The following is an 18,628-nucleotide window of genomic DNA, read 5'->3' as shown; positions in this document are numbered from 1 at the left end:
CGCCCCCCCCTCCCCGTCCCCCCCCCCCCCTCCGGGCGCCGGGTCCCCCCCCCCCGGGGGGGGCGGGGGGGGACCCCCCCCCCCCGGGCCCCCCCCCCCGCCGGTCAGGTGGTGAGCTCGTCGAAGGAGCGCACCACCTCGCCGAGCAGCGGAGACGGGATCGCCGAGGCCGCCGTCGCGGGCAGCGGGCGGCCGTCGCGGCGGGCCACGTGGAAGACGTGGCGCTCGCCGGGGAGGAGCGTGACGAGCGCGTCGTCGACCACCAGGTCCGCCGGGGACGTGTCCAGGGCGGCGGCCAGGCGGTCGGCGAACACGCACACGTCGCGCAGGATCGTCGCCGCCGTGACGCCCACGTGCAGCCGGCCGTCCAGCACCGCCAGGTCGACGCGGCGCTGGGGCGGCGGGGGCGTGCGGTCGCGGTCCGGGCGGTACACCCACGTCGCCCGCGACCAGTCCGCGTCCACGACGAGGAACTCGGCCGCCGGGTCCTCGGGGCGGCCGACCTCTGGGCCGACCGCGACGCGGGTCACCGCGCCCGGCGGGCACTCGGGCCGCAGGCGGGCCCGGGCCAGCTCCCGGCCGTCGGCGCCGACCCGGCGGATGAGCACGCCGGGGCGCCACGCGGTGACGCCGTCGTTGACGAGGACGAGCACGAGGCCGTCGGGGCCGGTCGGGTCGTGGGTCGGGCCGGGGGCCGCCGGCTGGATCGTGGCCAGCCGCGGGGCGAACGCGCGGCGCAGCGAGTGCCACAGCGGCTTTTCGATGCCCGCGACGTCCACCGCCGACCAGCTGATCGCCGGCCAGCAGTCGTTGAGCTGCCACACGACGACGCCGCCGCAGCGCTCGCGGGAGCGCAGCCACTCGACGCCGGCGGCGACCGCGCGGGCCTGGACGACCTGGGTGGCGAAGTGCCAGTCGGGGCCGTCGGCCGGGGTGGGGACGTGCGGCTGCAGGCCGCGGGTGAGCTTGTGCATGCCGTCGATGGCGCGCAGGTGGTGGCGGGTCAGCGGGGAGGCGGGGCCGGGCGTCTCGCCGTCCAGCACCCGCTCCAGCGTCGTCCACGCGGCCGGGCCGCACCAGCCCATCTCGGCGACGAACGACGGGTCGTGGTCGCGGTAGTGCACGTAGTCGGCCTCGTTCCAGGCGTCCCACAGGTGGCTCGGGCCGTGGGTGTCGGCCACCGGGTCGCGTTCCAGGGAGCCCGACCACGGGGAGTTCGGCACGTACGGGCGGGTCGGGTCGAGCCGGGCCAGCACCTTCGGCAGGACGTCGAGATAGAACCCGGCGCCCCAGGCGCGCTCGCCGATCTGGTCGGTCCAGCCCCAGTGCTCGCGGCCCAGCACGGTCTCGTTGCCGCCGCACCACAGCACCAGGCTCGGGTGGGCCGACATGCGGGCCACGGCCTGCTCGGCCTCGGCGGTGACGAGCGCGGTCATCTCCTCGTCCTCGCAGTAGGCGGCGCAGGCGAAGAGGAAGTCGTGCCACACCATGATGCCGCGCTCGTCGCACGCGTCGAGGAAGGCCTCGGTGACGAAGTGGCCGCCGCCCCACACGCGCAGCAGGTTGGCGTTGCCGGCCAGGGCCTGGTCGATGCGGGCCGCGACCCGCTCGGGCGTCGCGCGGCTGGACAGGGTGTCGTCGGGGATCCAGTTGTACCCCCGGACGCGCACCTGCCGCCCGTTGACCACGATCGCCCAGCGGGTGCCGAGCGCGTCCGGCGACTCGTCGAGCTCGACGCTGCGCAGGCCGATGCGGGCGCTCGCGGCGTGGAGGACCGTGCCGTCGTGCTCCAGCTCCACCTGCAGCCCGTACCGCGGCTGCCCGCCCAGCCCCACCGGCCACCACAGCTCCGGCTCGACGACAAGCAGCGTGATCGCCGCCTCGCCGTCCTCGATCAGGCTCGTGCCGCTCGCCGCGGGCAGGCCCGCGGGGTCGAGCAGCTCGGCGCGGACGCGGGCGCCGGGCGGGGCGTCGACGCGCACGTGCGCGGTGACCCGGGCGGTGCCACGGGTGTCGAGGCGCACGAGGGGCCGGACGTGTTCGATGCGGCCGGTGTACGTCTCGAGGCGGATGTCCCGCCAGATCCCGGCGGTCACGAAGTGCGGGCCCCAGTCCCAGCCGAAGTTCGCGGCGGCCTTGCGCACATGGGCGTACGGCTCGTCGTACGGGCTCGGCAGTGGGCCGTGGGCGCGCTCGTGCTCGTGGGCGGCGTCCCAGGCCGAGGCGAAGCGGACCTCGATCACGTTGCCGCCGGGGCGCAGGGCGTCGTCGACCTTCCAGCGGTACACCAGGTGCTGGTCCTTGCCCGTCCCGACCGGCTGCCCGTTGACGTACACCTCGGCGAACGTGTCGAGCCCGTCGCAGACGAGGTCGGTGCGCGCGCCGGGCGCCGGCGACCAGTGGACGTGGCGGCGGTAGGTCCAGCGGGAGCGGCCCACCCACAGCTGCCCCTCCTCGCCCCTGCCGGCGTCGGGGTCGGCGATGAGGCCGGCGGCCAGCAGCGCGGTGTGCACCTCGCCCGGCACCTGGGCGGGGACGACCGCGTCGCGCACCGCGTCGGGGACGCCGGCCGGGCCGCCGGACCAGGTGAGCTCCCAGGTGCCGCCGAGGTCGTGGCGGGTCAGCGCGGCCGTCGTGGCCTGCGTGGTCAGTGTCATCCCTTGACCGCCCCTGCGGTGAGGGCCTCCTGCATGCGGCGGCTCGACAACGAGTACGCGACATACACCGGAAGCAGCGTGAGCACAGTGCCGGCGGTGAGCACGCCGAAGTTGGTGGCGTCGGAGACGAGCGTCGGCAGGGCGACCTGGACGGTGCGCACGTCCGGCCCGGTGCCGGTGATGGTGAGCGAGAACAGGTACTCGTTCCAGAAGGTGAGCAGCTGCAGGATCGTCACGCTCACCAGGCCGGGCATCGCGATCGGGATGAACACGCTGAACAGCAGCCGCCAGTCGCCGGCGCCGTCCAGCGCGGCCGACTCGACGAGCGCCGGCGGTACCGTGCGCATGAACTGGGTCAGCAGCAGCACCGACAGCGGCAGCGCGCTGGCCGGCAGGAACAGCATCTGGAACTCGCGGGTGTAGAACAGGTCCATCCGGATCGCCAGGATCACCGTGGGGATCAGCGCGGCGAACGGCGGGACGAGGAAGCCGGCCGAGAAGGCGCCGGTGATGGCCCGGCCGAGCCGGTTGTCGCAGCGGGCCAGGGCGTAGGCCGCCGGCACGGCGAGCGCGAGCGTCAGCACGATCGCGACGGCCGAGATGAGCAGCGAGTTCAGCAGCGCCTGGCCCAGGCCCGCGGTGCGCCAGGCCGTGGCGAAGTTGCCCCACAGCCAGTGCGCCGGCAGCGCGAACGGCCGCGTGAAGATCTCGACGTTGGTCTTGAGGGCGCTGGCGGCGAGGTAGTACAGCGGCAGCGCGAGCAGCAGCGCGTACAGCCACGACAGGACGGTCGCGAGCGACCCTCCCTGTTTGTGTGCGGTCATCGGGTGTTCTCCATTGAGCTGCGCAGCAGCGCGCGGATGAGGAGCATGCCGGCGATGCCGAGGACGAGCAGCACCACGCCGACGACCTGGCTGTAGCCGAGGTCGCGCTGGGCGAACGCCTTGGCGTACACCAGGTAGGACAGGGTCGTCGAGGACGTGCCGGGGCCGCCCTTGGTCAGCAGCAGGATGAGGGCGGCGGAGGTGAACAGCGTCCAGAGGTACTGCAGCATCGTCAGCGTCCGCACGTAGTCCTTGACCATCGGGAACGCGATCTGCCAGATGATGCGCAGGCGCCCGGCGCCGTCGATGCGGGCCGCCTCGACCACGTCGGCGGGCAGGCTGGCCAGCCGGGCGGCGAACAGCACCGCGGTCCAGCCGACGCCGCGCCACAGGTCGATGGCGATGAGGCTGGGCAGGGCGGTGGCCGGGTCGGCGAGCCAGGGCGTGACCAGCTCGTCGAGGCCGACCGCGCGCAGCGCGCCGTTGACGCCGCCGTCCGGGGACAGCACGCCGTAGAAGATCATGCCGGTGACGGAGATCGAGATGAGGCCGGGGGAGAAGTACAGGATCGACAGGACGCGGTACCCGCGCGGCTTGGTGCTGAGGTGGTACCCGAGCATGAACGCGAGCGGGATCATGACCGGGATGACGACGGCGACCTGCACCATGCTGTTGCGCAGGGCGTCGTAGAACGCCGGGTCGTCCAGCACGTGCCCGATGTTCTCGGTGCCGACGTACGACGGCTCGTACAGCAGTCCCTTCCACCGCAGCGTGGCGATGACGAACATCGCGCCGAGCGGGCCGACGGAGAACACCGCGAACCACACCAGGGACGGGACGGTGAGCCACAGGACGCTTTGTTTCCGCCGTTTCCTGGGCGCGGCGGCGTGCAGCGCGGCGGCGCGCGGCAGGACGTTGGTCGATGACATCGTTGCAGTTCCTTATGCCGTCGGCCGGGGGCCGTTGGTGCGGCCCCCGGCCGTGCCTGGTCAGCCCTTGGTTGCGGTGTCGAGGCCGGCGCAGACCTGCTGCGGCGTCGACTTGCCGTAGGCCCCGGTGAGGACCTGGATGATCCGGTCGGAGGCGGAGCCGATCCACACGTCCGGCAGCACCGCGTAGTCGACGCCGTTGTCCAGGCCGAGCGACTGCGACAGCAGCGGGTTGGTCGCGTAGGAGCCGAAGTCGCCGGTGGTCGGCGGCAGGATGCCCGAGTCCTTGACGAAGTCGCCCACCGTGGTGTCGGCGTAGAACTTCGTGACCAGCTTCTTGACGTTGTCGATGTGGCCGGCCTCGGCGCCCTTCTTGGTGATCATGAAGCCGACGCCGGTGAACCCGCGGTACGCCGTGGGCTTCTTGAACGTCGAGCCGCTGGGCACCGGGAAGCCGCCGAGCGTCGTCTTCTTGTCGATGCCGGTGCCGGCCGCCGTCGACTCGGTGTAGGCCCACGAGCCGGCCGGCATGATGGCCGCCTTGCCGCCGTAGTACGCCGCGTACATCCCGTCGGCGATGAGCCCGGCCGCGTTGTCGACGAAGACGCCGCCGTCGCGCAGCTGGGTGAACAGCTTGATGCCGTCCATGACGCTCGGCGTCGAGCAGTAGCCGCCCGACTGCATGACCTTCTTCATGGTCGCGGCGTCGGTGTACGACTGGGCGATCTGGTAGAAGAGCTTCTGCCCGGTCCAGTCGTTGCCGCCGACGGTGAGCGGCTCGATGCCTTTCGCGCGCAGCTTCTGCGCGGCGGCGAGCAGCTCGTCGGTGGTCGCCGGGATCTTGTCGACGCCGGCCTGCTTGAGCAGGTCGGCGTTGTACCACAGCGGCCAGCTGAAGCCCGAGAACGGCAGGCCCTGCAGCTTGCCGCCGGCCGCCCCGCCGGCGCGCCACTCGTCCAGGGCCGCGGGCTTGATCTTGCCCTCGAGCCCCCAGTCCTTGACGTACTGGTCGGCGGGCACGGTGACGCCGGCGTCGAGCCACCCGAGCGTCTTGTCGAACAGGTTGACGATGACGAGGTCGGGCGACTTGCCCGCGGCGACGGCGTTCTCGACCTGGTCGTCGATGGTCTCCAGCCCCTCGGTGACGTTCACCTTGATGCCGGTCTCGGCGGTGAACGCGTCGAAGACCCGCTTCTGCGCGGCGTTGGCGGAGTTGCCCGACGACCAGCGGGTGACGACGTCGATGGAGGTCGGGGCGGCGGCGGGATCGTCGGAGCCGCAGGCTCCAAGTGCGGGTCCGAGCCCTAACGCGGCGACGGCGAACGCCGCCGCCGCGCGCACGGCCCGCGGCCTGGTGCGGTGGTCCATAGGGGAGTCCTTTACGTCTCGGGCAGGCGAATGCAGACGGCGCGCGTCGGGGTCGACGTCCGGCGCCGGAGGGGTGTTCGCCACACAGCGTCCCCGCCGTTCGGTCCGAAGTCAATAACAAAGATTTTTAATCTATGAAAGTGCCGGAGGTGCTCGGCCGCACTGGGGTTCCAGGTGGGCCGATGCCGGGCCCGCCGGGGTCGGTCAGCGGCTGGAGCCGCGCACGATGAGCCTCGCCGGGGCCGCCCGCACGATGCCGGCCGGCGCGCCGGACAGGGCGTCGGCGAGCCGGTGGCCGACCAGCTCGCCCAGCTCCTGCACGTCGTGGCTGACCGCGCTCAGCGGCGGGACCGCGAGCTGGCACAGCGCCGAGTCGTCCCACGCCACCAGCGACAGGTCGGCCGGCACGGCCAGGCCCAGGCGGCCGGCCTCGTGCAGCGCGCCGAGCGCCATCACGTCGTTGTCGAACACCAGGGCGGTCGGGCGCTGCTCGAGCGCGGCCAGGGCGGCCAGCGCGCGCACCCCGGCCGCCTCCGAGTAGTCGCCGTCGAACGAGGTGGTGCGCACCCCGTGCTCGGCGGCGACCCGCTCGAACGTGCGGCGGCGGATGATGGTGTGCGCCATCGGCGCCGGGCCGGCGACATGGCCCAGGTGCGTATGGCCGGCGGCGACCAGCTCGCCAACCACATCGCGCATGGCGACCTCGTCCTGCGTCCACACGGTGGGCAGGCCGTCGGCGGTCTCCGGGTCGCCGATGACGACGCAGGGCAGGCCCAGATCCTTCACGAGGGCGACGCGCTCGTCCCCGGGCAGCAGGTCGATGAGGATGACGCCCTGCACCTGGCCGTACTGCGCCCAGGCCCGCATCCGCTCCACCGCCTGCGCCACCGTCGCCACGACCTGCAGCAGCACCGGCACGCCGAGCGGGACCAGCACCCGCTCCATGCCGGCGATGAACTCGTGGAAGAACGGCTCGGCGCCGAGGACCTCCGCGTCGCGCACGAGGGCGAGCCCCACCGGCGTGCCCTGCTGCGGGGTCGCTGCCGCGGCCATTGGGTCCTCCTCGTGGTTTAGCCTTCGTCCCCGTAACGTAGTCGTGCGACAGCGTACGGCGAGACGAAAGGGCGGTGGGCGTGGCGCGACGGGAGTCAGCGGCCGCGGGGCCCGGCAGCCGGGCGCTCATCGTGGACCTCATCCGCTCCTCCGGGCCGATCAGCCGGGTGGAGCTCGTCAACGCGACGGGCCTGACGCAGCCGACGATCTCCAACATCGTGCGCCGGCTCATCGACGACGGCGTGGTGCGCGAGACCGGCGACACGGTGGCCACCCGCGGCAAGCCGCGATCGATGCTGGTCATCAACTCCCGCGCGGCGTACGGCGTCGGCATCCACGTCGGCGCCGACACCCTCACCTGCGTGGTCACCGACACGCGCGGCGGCACCGTCGGCCGCCAGCTCGTCGCCGGCCCGGCCGACGGGCGCCCGGAGAGCATGGCCGCCCACCTCGCCGCGCTGTACCACGACATCACCCGCGGCCTGGGCCTGCCGCCGCAGAGCGTGGCGGGCATGGCGGTCGTCGGCCCGGGCCCGGTCGACGTGTCCCGGGGCCGCTTCCTGGCGCTCCCGGAGGCGTCCCCCGACCCGCAACGGCGCGCGGCCGGCCTCGACCTGGCCCACGCCCTGACCGGCCGCCTCGGCGTTCCCGTCCTCGTCGACAGCGACGCCGCCGCGGCCGCCGTCGGCGAGTTCTGGGGCCGGCAGGTCTCGCGCGAGCGCACCTTCGGCTGCCTGTACATGAACTCGGGCATCGGCTCCGGCGTCGTCCTCGACGGCGCCCTGCACCGCGGCGCCAGCTCCAACGCCGGCAAGCTCGGCCACATCGCGGTCGTCCGCGACGGCGAGCGCTGTCGCTGCGGCAACCGCGGCTGCCTGGAGCAGTACGCCGCCCCGCGGGTCCTGGTCGCCCGCGCCCGCGCCACCGGCGGCCTCGCCGACCGCCTCGGCATCCGCCCCGACGACCCGGACGCCCGCGCCTTCGACGTGCTGGCCCGCGCCGCCGTCTACGGCGACGAGGCCGCCCGCGCGCTGGTCGACGAGTCCGCGGCCCTGCTGGCCGAGGCCGCTCTGGCCCTGGCCAACCTGTGGGACATCGACACGCTCGTGCTGGCCGGCCCGGGCTTCGCGGTGGCCGGCTCGATCTACGTCACCGAGATCCGCCGCCGCCTGGCCGAACGCGCCTTCGCCCGCGAGGTCCACGACGTGCGCGTCGACCTGTCGAGCAACCCGCGGGACTCGGCCGCGATCGGCGGCGCCGCCCTGGTCCTGCAGGCCTCGGTCGCCCCGGGCCACGGCCCCGAGGTGGCGCCCCGGCCTTGACGCCGCGCCGCCGTCACCAGTGGCGGTGCCAGATCATGACCTTGTAGCCGAACGCGGCGGCGATCATGCTGGTGTCCGGGCTGACCGCCAGGGCTTGGGCCGCGGGCCCCCGCCGCCCGGTGCGGATCTGGGACGCCGGGACCGTCGCCGCGGCGCGCACGGCCGACGGTGTAGCGCGCGGACAGTCCGTGCCTGGCGTGATCGCCGCAGGCCCGGTACGGTGCTCAGATCGGCCGCCCGCCATGCGGTTGACGATGCTCCTGGATCATCATAGATTAATAATGTAACTTTCTCGGCGCGTCATGGGGCCATTCGGCAGCCCCGGCGTGCCGCCAATTCCGCCGCGGTTGCCCGCAACCCCCCGCCTGAAGCCTCGCCAGGCGGCGGGCGCCGCCGTGCCCGCTTCGACCGTGACCGGCGTTCACGGTGGGAATCCGCCCCCCGAAGGAGCCCCATGACACACAGCAGGACCCGGCGGGCCGCCCGCCTCGCCGCCGGGATCGCCGCGCTCGGCGTCGCCGCCGCGGTCGTCTGGGTCGCCGTGCCCTCGATCGCCGCGCAGTCCGCCGCCGCGGCGCCCCGCGTCATCCACGTGGCCAAGAACGGCAACGACGCCAACGCAGGCACGCAGGCCGCCCCCTACCTGACCATCAACAAGGCCGCGCAGGACGCGCAGCCGGGCGACAAGGTCGTCGTGCACGCCGGGCTCTACCGCGAGACGGTCAAGCCGGCCCGCGGCGGCACTGACGAGGCCCACCGCATCACCTACACCAACGCCGGCGACGGCGAGGTCGTCGTCAAGGGCTCCGAGCAGATCAGCAACTGGGTGCGCGGCAGCGGCAACGTCTGGAGCGTCACGCTGCCCAACTCGTACTTCGGCAGTTACAACCCGTATGCGACCGGCCAGCCGATGGGCGGCGGGAGCGACACGTTCCCCGGGTACACCGCCGGCGACGTGTACCTCAGTGAGCAGGCGTACCTCGAGAAGCCCACGCAGGCCGACGTACAGGACGCGGCCGGCACGTGGTTCACGCAGGTCTCCGGCTCCAACACGACGATCTGGGCCAACTTCGGCGGCGCCGACCCCAACGCCAAGCTCGCCGAGATCAACGTGCGCCGGCAGGTCTTCGCGCCGGACGGGTGGGGGCTCGGGTACATCACCGTCGACGGCTTCACCGTGAAGCACGCCGCCGGCACCTACTCCGACTTTCCGAGCAGCCCGTCCCGCCGGCAGGCCGGCGCGATCAGCGTCAACGGCGGCCTGCGCTGGATCATCCAGAACAACATCGTCATCAACGCCCGCACGATCGGCATCGACATCGGGCTGGGCTGCGACGAGTGGGCCGGCAACCGGCCCGGCACGACCCGGACGAACTTCCACGACACGAGCAAGTACGGCTCGCACATCGTGCGCAACAACTACATCGCGAAGTCCGGCCAGTCCGGCATCGCCGGGGTCTTCTCGTGGAACTCCCAGATCCTCTACAACATGATCGAGGACACCAACTACCGCAACGAGTTCAGCGGCGCGGAGACGGCCCCGATCAAGGTGCACTACATGAACCAGGGCCTCATCAAGGGCAACTACGTCAAGAACTCCCGCGGCGGCAACTCCGCCGGCATCTGGACCGACTGGGGCAACCAGAACGTCCGCATCACCGGCAACATCGTCATGAACGCGCCATGGGGCTACTACGCCGAGGCGGTGTTCGGCCCGATCCTGGTCGACAACAACGTCTTCATCGGCAACAGCGACATCCGCACGCTGGACGCGACCGGCATCGTCTTCGCCAACAACCTGTTCATCGACAACGGCCGCATCAACATCGACGGGTCCGGGCGCGACGCCTACTACTTCCAGCCCGGCACGATGAACGAGACGACCGCGAACACGTCGCCGATGAAGGACTTCTGGTACAACAACCTCGTCCAGGGCTCGACGCTGCCCGACAACGCGACGAACAAGACGCAGGTGAAGGAGGGCAACTTCACCGGGCAGCTGTCCAACGTGCGCTACACGGCGTCCAACACGGCGATGTCGCTGAGCTTCGATCTCAACACCGCCGGCATCACCGGTCTCACCCCGGTCACCCGGGCCCGGGTCGGCACCATCCCGAAGGCCGGCGAGAGCATCGCGGCCGACGTCACCACCGACTTCTTCGGCAACGCGGTCGCGTCCACCAACACGATGGCCGGCCCGTTCGCGAGCGCCCACAGCGGCTCCAACACCTTCGCGCTGTGGCCGCCGGCCGGGCAGAGCGTGCCGAAGCCGCCGGCCCCGCCGTCGGACGTGCCGGTGAACCTGGCCCGCAATGCCAGCGCCCGGGCCGTCGCCTCCTACCAGGACGGCGCGCTGACCGCCGCCAACGCGATCGACGGCAACCCGTCCACGCGCTGGTCCAGCGACCACAGCAACGACAACAACGCGTGGATCTACGTCGACCTCGGGGCCGGCTACGCGGTGTCGACGGTGAACCTCGTCTGGGAGGCGGCGTACGCCAAGGGGTACAAGATCCAGGTCTCCGACAACGCGACACAGTGGACGGACGTCTACGCCACGACCACCGGCGACGGCGGTTCCGACTCCGTCACCGTCGGGCGCAACGCGCGCTACGTGCGCATGCAGGGTGTCACCCCGGCCACGCAGTGGGGCTACTCGCTGTGGGAGTTCGAGGTGTACGGCACCCCGATCAGCGGCGGGACCGGCCCGTCGGTCTACGGCGACGCCAACTACACCGGCCCGTCGGCGACGTTCGGCGTCGGCAGCTACGACCTGGCCCAGCTCCAGGCGGCCGGCATCGCCAACGACAGCATCTCCTCGATCCGCGTCCCGGCCGGCTACCAGGTGACCGCCTACGCCGACGCCGGCTTCTCCGGCACCGTGTGGACGTTCACCGCCGACACGCCGAACCTGCTCGACACCGGCAACAACGACGCCATCTCCTCGCTGCGGGTGGCGACCCGGTGAAGAAGGGAACCGCCATGCGCAGAGCCATCAAGTGCGCCGTCGGCATCGCCGCGGTGCTGATCGCCGGGGCCGCCGTGCGGCTGCCGTCGGCGGCCGCCGACACGCCGGTCAACCTCGCCCGGGAAGCCGGCGCCCGGGCCGTCGCCTCCTACCAGGACGGCACGCTGAGCGCCCCCAACGCCATCGACGGCAGCACCTCCACCCGCTGGTCCAGCGACCACAGCAACGACAACAACGCCTGGATCTACGTCGACCTGGGCGCCGCCTACGCGGTGTCGACGGTGAACCTCGTCTGGGAGGCCGCGTACGCCAAGGGGTACAAGATCCAGGTCTCCGACAACGCGACACAGTGGACGGACGTCTACTCGACCACCACCGGCGACGGCGGCTCCGACTCCGTCACCGTCGGGCGCAGCACCCGCTACGTGCGCATGCAGGGCGTCACCCCGAACACGCAGTGGGGCTACTCGCTGTGGGAGTTCGAGGTGTACGGCACGGGCTCGACCGGCGACGGCAGCGGCGCGCCGGCGGTGGCGCCGTCGAATTCCTACCCGCAGACGTACGCGGACTGGGCCAACGGCCTGCTGGCCGGCAACGGCAAGCAGGGCATCATCGTCTTCGGCAACCCGCGCAACGAGACCGTGGTCTTCAACGACAAGCGGTTCTTCATGGCGCGCACGGAGGCGCGGCCGCACCGCACCTTCAACACCGTCAGCGCCGACAACATCAACAAGATCCGCGACCAGCTGATCGCCGGGCAGTATCAGCAGGCCAACCAGCTCGCCGCGGATGTCCAGGGGTACCAGGGCGGCGGTGAGGGCAGCAAGCACCCGGGCTTCAAGATGACCATGCAGATGCCCGACGCCGGCGCCGTGCGCAACTACTCCCGTTCCACGGACTACGCCTCGGGCGTGGTGTCGGTGCACTGGACCGACGACAAGGGCAGCTGGCAGCGCGACTCGTTCGTGTCGCGCACCGACGGGGTCACGGTGCAGAACATGGCGGCCCCGAGCGGCCAGCGGCTGAACGTGACGCTGGGGCTGTCGATCGATCCCGGCATGAACCTGACGAACAAGGGCGTGACGTACACCAACAACTCCACCACCGACTTCCTCAACCTGCGGGCGAAGTACCCCAGCGGCTCCTACAACGCCGGCTACGAGGGCGTCACCCGCATCGTCACGGACGGCACGAAGACGCTGTCCGGCGGCAACGTCACCGTCGCCAACGCGACCTACGTGACGCTGCTGTCGCTCACCCAGCGGTACAACGGGACGTACAACGGCGGCGTCACCGCGGAGACGGAGTGGAACCGGCAGCTGCTGCAGCAGCGATTGTCCGGCATCAACGACAGCTACCAGACGCTGCTCAACCGCCACACGAGCAAGCACCGGGACATCTTCGGCCGGGTGTCCATCGACTTCGGGGCGAGCGCGGCCGACCGGGCCAAGCCCACCGAGCAGCTGCTGGCGGAGCAGAAGAACTCGTCCACGCCGATCCCGGCGCTGTACGAGCGGATGTTCTACGCCGGCCGTTACCACCTGCTGGCCTCGTCCAACGAGACCGCGGCGCCGGACCTGCTGGGCAACTGGACCGGCGACAGCAACGTCGGGTGGGACGGCTACTACCACCTCGACGCCAACCTCAACCTGCAGATCTCCAGCGGCAACGTGGGCAACATGCCGGAGGCCATGGCCGGGTACTTCTACCTCAACCAGCAGTGGCAGAACGACTTCCGGACCAACGCGCGCAAGCTGCTCGGCACGCGGGGCATGCTCACCGGCGGCAACACGCCGAACGAGGAAGGGCTCATCTCGAACATCAACTTCGACTACCCGTACCAGTACGTGACGGGCGGTGAGTCGTGGCTGCTGTACCCGTTCTGGGAGTACTACGAGGTGACCGGCGACAAGACGTTCCTCGCCGACAAGTACTACCCGCTGATCCGCGACATGGGCGACTTCTACGAGGACTTCCTCGTGAAGAAGGACGCCAACGGCAAGTACATCCTGGCCGGCTCGATCTCGCCGGAGAACCGCCCGCCGAACGGGGTGCCGCTGGCGGTCAACTCGGTGTACGACATCTCCGGCGCCCGCTTCGCGCTGTCGACGCTGATCCAGACGAGCCAGGCGCTCGGCCGGGATGCCGACAAGATTCCGGTCTGGCAGGAGAAGCTCAACAACCTGCCGCCGTACCTCGTGAACAACGACGGCGCGCTGGCCGAATGGGCGACGCCCGGGCTGGCCAACCAGAACCAGTACCAGCACCGGCACTCCAGCGGGCTGATGCCGATCTGGCCGTACCGCGAGCTCACGCCGGAGACCAACCGGGCGCAGTGGAACGCGGCCCACGTCTTCCTGCAGAAGAAGGACCAGGGCAGCTACGAGAACGCCGGCCACGGCCTGCTGCACGGGGCGCTGATCGCCGCCGACACCAACGACGCCGGCTCGGTCAACGCCAAGCTGCTGCGCTTCGCCAAGGAGGACTACTACTACAGCAGCATGGCGACGTCGCACTACAACAACCACAGCGTCTTCGCCACCGACGTGGTCAACTCCGTTCCCACGATCATGATGGAGATGGCGGCCGCCACCCAGCCCGGGACGATCGAGCTGCTGCCGGCGATGCCCGCGGGCCTGCCGAAGGGCTCCATCAACGGCATGCTGGGCAAGGGCCAGTTCACCATCAACAACCTGAACTGGGACAACTTCGCCCACACCATCAAGGTGACGCTGACGTCGAAGATCAACCAGAACCTGACGCTGATCCAGCGCAACGGCATCGCCTCGATCACCACCGACGGCAGTGCCGTGCAGAGCTCGCCGCTGGGCAACATCGCCCGCGTCGTGCCGCTGCAGGCCGGCCGGGCGACCACCCTCAGCATCACCACGACCGCGGGCCGGACCAACCTGGCCCTCAACAAGACCGCCACGGCGTCGTCGCAGTCCAGCCCCGATCAGGGCCCGGCCAAGGCGGTCGACGGTGACACCGCGTCGCGCTGGGCGGCGAGCCAGGACCCGAACAACTCGATCCAGGTGGACCTCGGCGGCACCTTCAACCTCAGCGAGGTCGATCTGCTGTGGGAGGCGTCGTACGCGAAGGGGTACAAGCTGCAGGCCTCCACTGACGGCTCCTCGTGGCGGGACATGTACACCACGACCTCCGGCGCCGGCGGCACCGAGCGGATAGCCGTCAGCGGCCAGGCCAGATACGTCCGGATGCAAGGCACACAACTGTCCGGGCAGTGGGGCTACTCGCTGTACGAGCTGCAGGTCTACGGCAGCTGAACCCAACGGCCGGTAGCAGCCGGTGCGCGGCCGCGCCGCGCACCGGCTGTCACCGTCAACAGGCGCGCGTCCGGCTCCGTCGCGCCCGGATCCGCCGGCCGAGCAGCGACGAGGTGCACGACCCAGGGGACGCCCTCGACCAGGCGGACCGCGCTCGCCTCGACCGCCGCGGCCGTCAACCCGCTGCTGCGCCGCGTCGAGGAGGCGGTCTGGCTGCTCGCCGAGCGCAGCGCCGACGAGGACGCCGCGCAGCGTCGCCGACCGCCGGCTCGTCGCCGGTGCCGTGGCCAAGGTCGCCCTCGCGGCGCACGGCCGGTCCGCCGCACGGCCTTGGCCGCGTGCCTTCCGGGCCGGACGGGACTTCGGCCGCGTTAGATGCAGACCACGCCCGAGCACCCCAGCGGGTCGCCGGTCGAGTCGTTGCCGCCGCCGTCGATGACCGTCGACGGGTCGGCGAAGATGCCGTACCGGCCGTTGTCCTGCGTGAGGTTGTTGGCCACCGTCACGGCGGCCCCGGCCACCGTGGCGAAGTGGGCGCCGTCGCCCAGCGGGCGGCCGAGCCGGTCGTTGACCCCGCCCACGAGGCCGTTGCCGATGAACGAGTTGCCGGACACCGATGCCGTGCCGCCCGTGTTGGACGAGACCTCGAACAGCACGCCGGCCGCGGTGTTGCCGGTGAACGTGTTGCCGGAGACGACCGTGCCGGAGATGGGTGCCAGGTCGGGCACCGTCGTGCGGACGCCGATCGTGTTGCCGGTGAACGTGTTGCCCAGGATCTGGCCGCCGGTGCTGGAGGCGTTGATCCGCACGCCCTCGGCCGCGCCCTGGATCGTGTTGCCTTGGATGAGGATGTTCTTCGACGCGGTGCTGTAGGAGATCGGCGCCCGGGTGAAGGTGCTGGTGGTCAGCTTCACCGAGTTGGACTCGCCGATCGAGACCGCGCCGTCGGCCAGCCCGCTCAGCGTCACCTTGAGGGTGTTGGCCTCGAAGGCGGTGAGCGGGGCGTGGTCGAGCGTGTCGTTGCTCAGCGCGACGCCGGTGCTCGACTGCACCTGCACCTGGGCGTTGGTCACCGTGGTGTTGAGGACCTTCGAGTCCGAGGCGTTGCGGAACTTGATGCCGATCCCGTTGCTGATGTGCAGGTTCTTCAGCGTCTGGCGCTGCGCCAGGAAGGCGTAGAAGCCCTGCGCGAAGCCGCTGATGCCGCCGTTGGTCACGGTCACGTCGTCGGCCGAACTGCGCACCGCCGTGCCGGTGCCGGTGCCGATGATGTTGTACCCACCGAGGTTGACGGTGACGCCGGCGGCCCCGACGATGAGCGCGTCGCCGGTGCAGGTGAGGTCGGCGGTCAGCGTGACGCTGGCCGTGATCGTCGAGCCGCACGACGGGTTGGCCAGCGCGCCGGTGGCCGGCAGGGCCGCGAAGGCGGCGCCGACCGCGGCGGCGACCAGGATCCGCGGCGCGAAACGGGACAGGTTGCGCATGGGTCACGTCCTTCTGGATCGGGCAGAGGGCTGGCTGTCGAACCAGACGCTATCGACATACGTCGCTGCCCGGTGTCAGGTTTCGTGTGGCGGCAAAACTCCTATTTGACAACGGGATCGGCCTCGCGGGTGCCCTGACCGTCGCCGGCCGCGCGCAGCGCCTGCGCGTGGTCGGCCAGCGCCTGGGCCAGAATGATCGGCCGCGGTGCGGTGCGCAGCACGTCGACGGCCCTGCCGAGCAGTCGCACGTCGCCTTCGACCAGACCGCGTACCTGGAGGGCGACACCGGCCAGGGTCGCCACCCCCGGGTTGCGTTCCGCGCCCAGCTCGGCGATGTGCACTGTAGCGGCTATGAACTCGGCGTCGCCGGCGGCCAGCCCGATGCCGGCGAAGGTGCGCATCCACGGCGGCGACCAGACCCACGCGTGCTGGCCGGCGGTCGCGGGCAGCACGGCCGGGCGCAGGATCGCCAGGCTCGCGGCGAAGTCCCCCTCCTCGCCGGTGAGCCAGCCGTCGATCGGCCAGGGCGGGGAGGACGCGGCCGGCTTCCAGAGGTGCCCGATTCTGTCACCCGCGCTCGAGCGCGACCGGGGTACGTTCGAGCGATGACATCAGTCGATGGCGACGATCTGGCGGAGCTGCTCGGCGAGCAGGCCGCGTTCTACCGGGCGGTGGCCGCCGAGTACGACGAGCACGCCCTGCCGTTCCCCGGCGGGTCCGAGCTCTCCGCGGCGATCGACGCGTTCCGCCCGGCCGGAAGCGTGCTCGAGTTCGCCTGCGGCCCGGGCACGTGGACCCCGCAGCTGCTGCGGCACGCCGCGGACGTCACGGCGGTGGACGGCTCGGCCGAGATGCTCGCCATCGCCGCGGGCCGGGTGGGTCCCGAGCCGCGGGTGCGCTTCGTGCAGGCCGACCTGTTCGGCTGGCGCCCGGACCGCCGCTACGACGTCGTGTTCTTCGGGTTCTGGCTGTCGCACGTGCCGGCAGGGCACTTCGCGTCGTTCTGGTCGCTCGTGGCCGACTGCCTGCGGCCCGACGGTCGGGTGCTCTTCGTCGACGACGCGCACCGCACGAGCGAGGAGCTCGTCGAGGGCGAGGACTCCCCGGTCGTGCAGCGCCAGCTCGCCGACGGCACCGCCTACCGGATCGTCAAGGTCCCGCACCGGCCTGCCGACCTGCAACGACAGCTGGACGGGCTCGGCTGGCGCATCGCGGTGCACCCGACCGCCGGGCCGTTCTATGGGGCGCGGGAACGTACGAGGGGCCGGCCACGCCACAGGCGTGACCGGCCCCTCGACGAGCGTGGTGCTCAGCAGTACAGGTTGCCGCCCGTGGGCACGCCCAGGATGCCGGTGAAGTTGGTGTAGCTGTTCACGCGGCTCTGGACCTGCGCCGGGTTGGCGCCGTTGCACTCGATGCTGTTGATCGCGCGGATGGTGACGCCGAAGCCCTGGCTGTTCACCATCGCGTTGTGCGAGGTGGTGCCGGCGCCGCCGGTGCCGGTCATCCAGTACCACAGGCCGGTCTGCCAGGAGATCGACGAGTTGGTGGCGACCAGGTTGGGGTTGTGAAGCAGGTCGACGCCGAGCGCGTCGCCGGCCGCCTTGTAGTTGAAGTTCCAGCTCAGCTGGATCGGGCCGCGGCCGTAGTAGGCGGCCTGGCCGGCGGGGCAGCCGTAGGGCTGGCTGTTGTCGCAGTAGTGCGGGTAGTTGGCGGTGTTGATCTCGTTGATGTACACGAGGCCACCGGTCTCGTGCGCCACGTTGGCCAGGAAGGCGGCGGCCTCCTGGCGCTGGACGGTGGCGCTGCCGGTGGTGGCGAACGACGGGTACTTGCGCATGGCGTCGGTCAGCCCGGCGTAGGTGTAGAAGCCGTTGCGGTTCGGGAACATCTGGTTGAACTGCGCCTCGCTGACCACGAAGCTGCCGCCCCCGCCCCCGCCGCCGCCCCCGCCGGTGCTGCCGCCGGGGACGGTCCACTTCTGGTTGGCGCCGCCGCTGCACGCCCAGATCTGCAACGCCGTGCCGTCGGCCGAGCTCACGCCGGTGGCGTCGAGACACTTGCCGGACTGCGGGTTGACGATGTCCTGGGCCGCGGTGGCGGTCCACTGCTGCGCGCCGGTGCCGTTGCAGTCCCAGAGCTGGACCTTGGCCCCGTCGGCCGTCGAGCCGGCGGAGACGTCGAGACACTTGCCGAGGGAGCGGATCGTGCCGTCGGTGCCCACGGTCCAGCTCTGCGCGCCGGTCCCGTTACACGTCCAGAGCTGGATCTTGGTGCCGTTCGCGGTGCTGGCGCCGGAGACGTCGACACACTTGCCGCCGAATCCGGTGATCGTGCCGGTGCCCGCGGCGGACGCCGAGCCCGGGATGAGGATGACGGTGCCCACGACGGCGACGACCGCCGCGACGAGTACCCGGCGCAGAAGCGCCGGACGTGATCTGTCCATGATGAGACTCCTGGGGTGAGGGGAGAGGGCGGGACATGGATCCTGATCTCTTTGGGGCTTTTCATATCGCAAACTAGTTAAACTGTAAAGAGTCTTTCCTTTATTCGTCGCCGACGATTCTCAACCCCCGAACACCCCCGGAAACCCCGATCCGGACAACTCTGACAACTCGGTATCTACCCACGGCCCCGGCGTTGTTCCAGCTTGAGGTTGTTGACCACCTTGCTGATCTGGCGAGTGCGGTACCTCGTGTCGATAGTCCACTGTGGAGAGCGCGTGGCTCTGATCTT

At 71.2% G+C, this 18,628-nt stretch carries 13 protein-coding genes; 4 read left to right on the top strand and 9 right to left on the bottom strand.

Features of this window, described 5'->3' with window-relative positions; translation table 11 throughout:
* Positions 1-104: 104 nt before the first annotated feature.
* From AB0M46_RS04760 to AB0M46_RS04740, 5 genes are all read right to left on the bottom strand, one after another.
* On the bottom strand, positions 105-2,657 hold the full coding sequence (locus AB0M46_RS04760) for a glycoside hydrolase family 2 TIM barrel-domain containing protein (RefSeq protein WP_363332946.1): 2,553 nt from the start codon (positions 2,655-2,657) through the stop codon (positions 105-107).
* The gene (locus AB0M46_RS04755; RefSeq protein ID WP_363332945.1) at positions 2,654-3,481 is read right to left on the bottom strand and encodes a carbohydrate ABC transporter permease; all 828 of its coding nucleotides are present in this window, start codon (positions 3,479-3,481) and stop codon (positions 2,654-2,656) included. The genes AB0M46_RS04760 and AB0M46_RS04755 overlap by 4 nt, the downstream gene beginning before the upstream one ends.
* Entirely contained in the window at positions 3,478-4,410 is a 933-nt protein-coding gene (locus AB0M46_RS04750; RefSeq protein ID WP_363332944.1) for a sugar ABC transporter permease, read from the bottom strand. Before AB0M46_RS04750 ends, AB0M46_RS04755 begins: the two co-directional genes overlap by 4 nt.
* A gap of 60 nt (positions 4,411-4,470) precedes the next feature.
* Complete coding sequence (locus AB0M46_RS04745; RefSeq protein ID WP_363332943.1) at positions 4,471-5,778, bottom strand: extracellular solute-binding protein; 1,308 nt, start codon at positions 5,776-5,778, stop codon at positions 4,471-4,473.
* Positions 5,779-5,982: 204 nt separating this feature from the next.
* Complete coding sequence (locus AB0M46_RS04740) at positions 5,983-6,831, bottom strand: LacI family DNA-binding transcriptional regulator (RefSeq protein WP_363332942.1); 849 nt, start codon at positions 6,829-6,831, stop codon at positions 5,983-5,985.
* Between the two features lie 80 nt (positions 6,832-6,911).
* On the opposite strand from AB0M46_RS04740, the gene AB0M46_RS04735 reads away from it, so the two are divergent.
* Positions 6,912-8,153 (top strand): ROK family transcriptional regulator, encoded by a 1,242-nt coding sequence (locus AB0M46_RS04735; protein WP_363332941.1) that lies wholly within the window; start codon positions 6,912-6,914, stop codon positions 8,151-8,153.
* Between the two features lie 13 nt (positions 8,154-8,166).
* Here AB0M46_RS04735 and AB0M46_RS04730 read toward each other — a convergent pair whose 3' ends face one another.
* Positions 8,167-8,313 carry a hypothetical protein gene (locus AB0M46_RS04730; RefSeq protein WP_363332940.1) on the bottom strand — a complete coding sequence of 49 codons (147 nt, stop codon included), beginning with the start codon at positions 8,311-8,313 and terminating at the stop codon, positions 8,167-8,169.
* A 294-nt stretch (positions 8,314-8,607) separates the two neighbouring features.
* Between AB0M46_RS04730 and AB0M46_RS04725 the strand changes: the two genes are divergently transcribed.
* Positions 8,608-11,121, top strand: a complete 2,514-nt coding sequence (locus AB0M46_RS04725; RefSeq protein ID WP_363332939.1) for a discoidin domain-containing protein — start codon at positions 8,608-8,610, stop codon at positions 11,119-11,121.
* 14 nt (positions 11,122-11,135) lie between these two features.
* Positions 11,136-14,408, top strand: a complete 3,273-nt coding sequence (locus AB0M46_RS04720; RefSeq protein WP_363332938.1) for a discoidin domain-containing protein — start codon at positions 11,136-11,138, stop codon at positions 14,406-14,408.
* Positions 14,409-14,779: 371 nt separating this feature from the next.
* Here AB0M46_RS04720 and AB0M46_RS04715 read toward each other — a convergent pair whose 3' ends face one another.
* Together AB0M46_RS04715 and AB0M46_RS04710 are read right to left on the bottom strand one after the other, a co-directional pair.
* Positions 14,780-15,892 carry a right-handed parallel beta-helix repeat-containing protein gene (locus AB0M46_RS04715; RefSeq protein ID WP_363332937.1) on the bottom strand — a complete coding sequence of 371 codons (1,113 nt, stop codon included), beginning with the start codon at positions 15,890-15,892 and terminating at the stop codon, positions 14,780-14,782.
* A gap of 101 nt (positions 15,893-15,993) precedes the next feature.
* The gene (locus tag AB0M46_RS04710) at positions 15,994-16,344 is read right to left on the bottom strand and encodes a hypothetical protein (RefSeq protein WP_363332936.1); all 351 of its coding nucleotides are present in this window, start codon (positions 16,342-16,344) and stop codon (positions 15,994-15,996) included.
* Between the two features lie 153 nt (positions 16,345-16,497).
* Here AB0M46_RS04710 and AB0M46_RS04705 point away from each other — a divergent pair, with 153 nt between their 5' ends.
* Positions 16,498-17,259 (top strand): methyltransferase domain-containing protein, encoded by a 762-nt coding sequence (locus tag AB0M46_RS04705; RefSeq protein WP_363332935.1) that lies wholly within the window; start codon positions 16,498-16,500, stop codon positions 17,257-17,259.
* Here the strand turns inward: AB0M46_RS04705 and AB0M46_RS04700 are convergent.
* On the bottom strand, positions 17,202-18,338 hold the full coding sequence (locus tag AB0M46_RS04700) for a glycoside hydrolase family 19 protein (RefSeq protein WP_363332934.1): 1,137 nt from the start codon (positions 18,336-18,338) through the stop codon (positions 17,202-17,204). The genes AB0M46_RS04705 and AB0M46_RS04700 overlap by 58 nt on opposite strands.
* Positions 18,339-18,628: the final 290 nt, after the last annotated feature.

This window comes from Dactylosporangium sp. NPDC051485, assembly GCF_040682015.1.
In the GTDB taxonomy this organism is placed as follows: Bacteria; Actinomycetota; Actinomycetes; order Mycobacteriales; family Micromonosporaceae; genus Dactylosporangium.
Note: the sequence above shows the minus strand (reverse complement) of the source record. Positions and strands in the feature narration are given on the sequence as shown.

Excerpts from the sequence above, each read along its gene's own strand:
- AB0M46_RS04760 (WP_363332946.1), bottom strand. The coding sequence starts at position 2,657 with ATGACACTGACCACGCAGGCCACGACGGCCGCGCTGACCCGCCACGAC.
- AB0M46_RS04700 (WP_363332934.1), bottom strand. The coding sequence starts at position 18,338 with ATGGACAGATCACGTCCGGCGCTTCTGCGCCGGGTACTCGTCGCGGCG.
- AB0M46_RS04750 (WP_363332944.1), bottom strand. The coding sequence starts at position 4,410 with ATGTCATCGACCAACGTCCTGCCGCGCGCCGCCGCGCTGCACGCCGCC.
- AB0M46_RS04715 (WP_363332937.1), bottom strand. The coding sequence starts at position 15,892 with ATGCGCAACCTGTCCCGTTTCGCGCCGCGGATCCTGGTCGCCGCCGCG.
- AB0M46_RS04705 (WP_363332935.1), top strand. The coding sequence starts at position 16,498 with ATGACATCAGTCGATGGCGACGATCTGGCGGAGCTGCTCGGCGAGCAG.
- AB0M46_RS04745 (WP_363332943.1), bottom strand. The coding sequence starts at position 5,778 with ATGGACCACCGCACCAGGCCGCGGGCCGTGCGCGCGGCGGCGGCGTTC.
- AB0M46_RS04720 (WP_363332938.1), top strand. The coding sequence starts at position 11,136 with ATGCGCAGAGCCATCAAGTGCGCCGTCGGCATCGCCGCGGTGCTGATC.
- AB0M46_RS04755 (WP_363332945.1), bottom strand. The coding sequence starts at position 3,481 with ATGACCGCACACAAACAGGGAGGGTCGCTCGCGACCGTCCTGTCGTGG.
- AB0M46_RS04725 (WP_363332939.1), top strand. The coding sequence starts at position 8,608 with ATGACACACAGCAGGACCCGGCGGGCCGCCCGCCTCGCCGCCGGGATC.
- AB0M46_RS04740 (WP_363332942.1), bottom strand. The coding sequence starts at position 6,831 with ATGGCCGCGGCAGCGACCCCGCAGCAGGGCACGCCGGTGGGGCTCGCC.